Raw genomic sequence first — 4,474 nt, 5'->3', positions numbered from 1 at the left:
CAGAAGTGAAACGCCGTAGCGCCGATGGTAGTGTGGGGTCTCCCCATGCGAGAGTAGGGAACTGCCAGGCATCAAATCAAGCACGAGGCCATCCGCAAGGATGGCCTTTTTGCTATGGAGCAAATCTATTTCTTATGCCCATTTATGCATCAATAGTCTCTTATTGTCAGTAGTAGCCTTATTCTCTCTTTCTGATCAAAGTCCTGTCATAGGTCATATCGCTTCCTGCTATTGAGCGAGTCTTTTAGCGTTGTGGGCTTTAAACAATCGATCTACCAGGCCCAGGATCAGGTAGACTACCTTAGATCCCGTTGAGATGAGTTTTGAGTCATGCCTAATCCCCAAATATCGTTGAAGTCTTGCAATACATTCCATATTGACGCTAAAGCACAAAACATCATTAATGCCGATTCTGTTGAAAAATTGCTCTCAGCCTGGCAAGCAGCAACATCAATCCAGCAGGATATTTTATTGATGGGGGAGGGCAGTAATATGCTTTTCCTCGAAGACTTTGATGGCACTATTATTCTGAATCGCATAAAAGGTATTAGCTGTTCAGAAACGTCTACTCACTGGCTATTGGAAGTCGGTGCCGGTGAAAATTGGCATCAACTGGTTTGCCATACCTTGGAACAAGGCATAAAAGGCTTAGAAAATTTAGCCCTGATCCCTGGCTGTGTTGGCTCTGCGCCTATCCAGAACATTGGTGCTTACGGTATTGAGTTGAAGAATGTATGTAATTACGTCGATATTATTAATTTGCATACTGGCGAAATGACCCGTCTCAACCGGGAAGAATGTCTGTTTGGTTACCGTGAAAGTATCTTCAAGCATCAATATCGTGAGGGATACGCTATTACTGCTGTGGGCTTTATCCTGCCAAAAGCATGGCAGCCGACCTTAAGTTATGGGGATCTGAGAAATTTAAATGCATCAACAGCCACTGCACAGGATGTATTTGAGGCCGTTTGCCATATGCGGCGTAGTAAGTTGCCTGATCCTGAGGTAACAGGGAATGCCGGCAGTTTCTTTAAGAACCCTATTGTCTCGCAAGCCATTTTAGAAAAAATTCAGCAGGAGTTCCCAGAAGTTCCTGCCTATCCTCAGGCTAATGGTGAGACTAAGTTAGCCGCAGGTTGGCTGATTGATAAATGTGGCCTGAAAGGTCACGCCCAGGGGCAAGCTGCCGTGCATGCCCAACAAGCGCTGGTTTTAATCAATAGGGGGCAGGCATCTGGGGATGAGATTAGAGCATTAGCCAAATATGTACGCGAAACAGTCGCGGCACGTTTTGACATTTGGCTTGAACCCGAGGTGCGCTTTATTGCAGCACACGGTGAAGTCAATGCTGTAGAGGCACTTTCATGAAAGATCTGACGACCCCATTACATCTTGTCCATATCCTATCAGATGGCGAATTTCATTCAGGCGAGCAACTGGGCAACGAATTGGGAATGAGTCGTGCTGCTGTGAATAAGCACATTCAAACTATCCGTGAATGGGGATTAGACATCTTTACTATTCCAGGAAAAGGATACAGTTTACCTGCGCCTATACAGCTTCTGGATAAAGAAAAAATAATAGCGAACTTGCCGGAAGGGAATATCACTGTACTTTCAGTTATCGATTCTACAAATCAATACCTTTTGGATCGGATTAGCGAGCTGAAGTCTGGGGATGCCTGTGTCGCTGAATATCAACATGCAGGCCGTGGACGTCGTGGAAGGCAATGGGTTTCGCCCTTTGGTGCCAACCTTTATTTGTCCATGTTCTGGCGGCTGGAGCAGGGCCCGGCTGCTGCCATGGGGCTCAGCCTGGTTATCGGTATTGTCATGGCTGAGGTGTTGCAGCAATTAGGTGCAGCGGATGTCAGAGTGAAGTGGCCTAACGATCTCTATCTGCAGGACCGCAAATTAGCAGGTATTTTGGTTGAGCTGACAGGCAAAACAGGTGATGCAGCACAGCTGGTTATCGGCGCAGGTATCAATTTGGCTATGCGCGAGTCTAACAGCCAGGCAATCAATCAGGGCTGGATTAACCTACAGGAAGCCGGTGTAGTGATTGATCGCAATCAGCTCTCTGCAATGCTGCTGAGGCATTTAAGGCAGGCACTACGTGAATTTGAAGTAGAGGGCCTGTCACCCTTTATTAAACGTTGGAACCAGTTAGATAATTTCAAAGATCGTGAAGTGAAGTTGCTTATTGGTGATCAAGAAATTTATGGCATAGCACGCGGAATTGATACTCAAGGCGGATTGTTGCTGGAGCGTGATGGCATCATAAAACCGTTTATCGGTGGCGAAATTTCGTTACGTGGGGTTTAACAACACAGGGGGGGAATACCCCCTGTTATTATTTCCTTAAACGTACTGACTCTACAGCATGATTAGCACTTTTAGTCATTATCAAGCTGGCGCGTTCACGCGTGGGCAATATATTTTCTTGCAGATTTAATCCATTAATTTCACGCCATAGCTGCGTAGCAATGTTAATCGCCTCTGGTTCAGAGAGCTTGGCATAATTATGGAAATATGAGTTTGGATCAGAAAACGCGCCCTGCCGGAATTTTAGGAACCGGTTAATATACCATCCTTGTAATAGCTCTTCTGGCGCATCAACGTAAATAGAAAAATCAACAAAATCAGAAACAAACACCCGGTGTGGATCATGTGGGTAATCCATGCCGCTTTGTAAAACGTTCAACCCTTCCAGAATCAGAATATCAGGTTGCTCAATCGTTTTATGGCCGTCAGGGATAACATCATAAATCAGGTGCGAATAAACCGGTGCTGTAACCTGCTGTGCACCTGATTTAATCTCTGACACAAACCGGACGAGATTATGCATATCATAGGATTGCGGGAATCCTTTCTTTTTCATTAACCCACGTTCCTGCAATACCTTGTTCGGGTGCAGAAAACCGTCTGTCGTGATCAATTCAACTGTCCGGTGTTCAGGCCAGCGGCTTAATAAAGCCTGCAGTAAACGCGCTGTGGTGCTTTTACCTACCGCGACGCTGCCGGCAATCCCAATAACATAAGGGATCTTCTGACCATCAGTACCGAGAAACTGTTCCAGCACGGCCTGACGACGTAAATTTGAACTGATGTAGAAGTTGAGCAGGCGAGACAGGGGCAGATAGATCTGTGCCACTTCATCTAAAGACAAATCTTCATTGATACCTTTTAACTTAACGATCTCTTCTTCGGTAAGCGTGAGCGGCACTGAATCACGTAAGGCTGCCCATTGCGTCCGGTTGAACTGGAGGTAGGGCGTCGCCAGGGATTGGTCTTTTTTCGTCATAAGCTGCGTCTGCCTGTTAGCGCATGCCGGGAGGGGCGCCGTACGCCTACCCAGACAGTAAACAAGCTGTCTATTATAAACAGCTTAATTTTTCACGTAGACAATTTTCTTACAAAGGCATGTTTTCTTTGAGACTTAGCTCCAACATCTGTTGATAGCTGCGGTAAATTTGTTTGAGAGAGCGGGGTGAGCAAGAGAGTAGGAGGGATCGCTGAGTACTAAAATTGGAAAGAAAGAAGGATACCGCCGGCACAACATCGCGTTTCATACCGTCATTTCCTTACTGCTTAAGTCAATTTATTGGCTATTTTCTATTCTGTTTGGGCGCAAAAAGAATGATTTGCGTAAAAACTGAGCATAAGCGCACGAAAAACAAATTTTTTGTTGCATAGGTGCGGATGTCTCCCTAGAATGCGCTGCACTTGATGCCGGCTTAGCTCAGTTGGTAGAGCAACTGACTTGTAATCAGTAGGTCGCCAGTTCGATTCCGGCAGCCGGCACCAAATCAAGTAACCAGGTGGGGTTCCCGAGCGGCCAAAGGGAGCAGACTGTAAATCTGCCGTCACAGACTTCGAAGGTTCGAATCCTTCCCCCACCACCAATTTCCCCCTAGCGCCTGGCGATAGGGAAGCTTGAAATGACCCAGAGTGATTTCAGGCGAAGCAGAAAGAGACCGTAACTTACCAATCCTCTTTCTGACTTCAACAGTCTACAGAAAAATCAGGTAGCCGAGTTCCAGGATGCGGGCATCGTATAATGGCTATTACCTCAGCCTTCCAAGCTGATGATGTGGGTTCGATTCCCACTGCCCGCTCCAAGATGTGCTGATATAGCTCAGTTGGTAGAGCGCACCCTTGGTAAGGGTGAGGTCGGCAGTTCGAATCTGCCTATCAGCACCACTTCTTATTATCTCGCCCCTGATTCTCTTTCTGTTGTGGATTCAGCAAGCAAATGCTTGGTTGATGTGGTGAAACCACCGATTTACTCGTGTATTAGAGGGACAATCGATGTCTAAAGAAAAATTTGAACGTAAAAAACCGCACGTTAACGTCGGTACTATCGGCCACGTTGACCACGGTAAAACAACGCTGACCGCTGCAATCACCAACGTACTGGCTAAGAAATTCGGTGGCCAGGCGCGTGCTTTCGACCAGATCGATAACGCACCGGA

The 4,474-nt window shown here is 46.6% G+C and carries 4 protein-coding genes and 4 tRNA genes; 7 read left to right on the top strand and 1 reads right to left on the bottom strand.

Annotation, left to right across the window (positions count from 1 at the left end):
- Positions 1-330: 330 nt before the first annotated feature.
- Positions 331-1,368 (top strand): UDP-N-acetylmuramate dehydrogenase, encoded by a 1,038-nt coding sequence (gene murB, locus JK232_RS22735; protein WP_072933835.1) that lies wholly within the window; start codon positions 331-333, stop codon positions 1,366-1,368.
- Positions 1,365-2,324, top strand: coding sequence for a bifunctional biotin--[acetyl-CoA-carboxylase] ligase/biotin operon repressor BirA (gene birA / locus JK232_RS22730; protein ID WP_212589719.1), 960 nt, complete (start codon positions 1,365-1,367; stop codon positions 2,322-2,324). The genes murB and birA overlap by 4 nt, the downstream gene beginning before the upstream one ends.
- Positions 2,325-2,352: 28 nt before the next feature.
- Here birA and coaA read toward each other — a convergent pair whose 3' ends face one another.
- The gene (coaA, locus tag JK232_RS22725; RefSeq protein ID WP_072933839.1) at positions 2,353-3,303 is read right to left on the bottom strand and encodes a type I pantothenate kinase; all 951 of its coding nucleotides are present in this window, start codon (positions 3,301-3,303) and stop codon (positions 2,353-2,355) included.
- A 427-nt stretch (positions 3,304-3,730) separates the two neighbouring features.
- On the opposite strand from coaA, the gene JK232_RS22720 reads away from it, so the two are divergent.
- The 5 genes from JK232_RS22720 to JK232_RS22700 form a co-directional block, all read left to right on the top strand.
- Positions 3,731-3,806 (top strand) — tRNA-Thr (locus JK232_RS22720).
- Positions 3,807-3,819: 13 nt separating this feature from the next.
- Positions 3,820-3,904: transfer RNA gene (locus tag JK232_RS22715), tRNA-Tyr, on the top strand.
- A 141-nt stretch (positions 3,905-4,045) separates the two neighbouring features.
- Positions 4,046-4,120, top strand: a tRNA-Gly gene (locus tag JK232_RS22710).
- 6 nt (positions 4,121-4,126) lie between these two features.
- Positions 4,127-4,202, top strand: a tRNA-Thr gene (locus JK232_RS22705).
- Between the two features lie 108 nt (positions 4,203-4,310).
- On the top strand, positions 4,311-4,474 hold a 164-nt coding region (locus tag JK232_RS22700), incomplete at its 3' end, for a GTP-binding protein (protein WP_241506094.1).

The organism is Nissabacter archeti (assembly GCF_018257325.1).
Classification (GTDB): domain Bacteria; phylum Pseudomonadota; class Gammaproteobacteria; order Enterobacterales; family Enterobacteriaceae; genus Chimaeribacter; species Chimaeribacter arupi.
Note: the sequence above shows the minus strand (reverse complement) of the source record. Positions and strands in the feature narration are given on the sequence as shown.

What these genes read in the sequence shown, in the direction of transcription:
- murB (WP_072933835.1), top strand. Translation starts at nt 331, where the DNA reads ATGCCTAATCCCCAAATATCGTTGAAGTCTTGCAATACATTCCATATT.
- birA (WP_212589719.1), top strand. Translation starts at nt 1,365, where the DNA reads ATGAAAGATCTGACGACCCCATTACATCTTGTCCATATCCTATCAGAT.
- coaA (WP_072933839.1), bottom strand. Translation starts at nt 3,303, where the DNA reads ATGACGAAAAAAGACCAATCCCTGGCGACGCCCTACCTCCAGTTCAAC.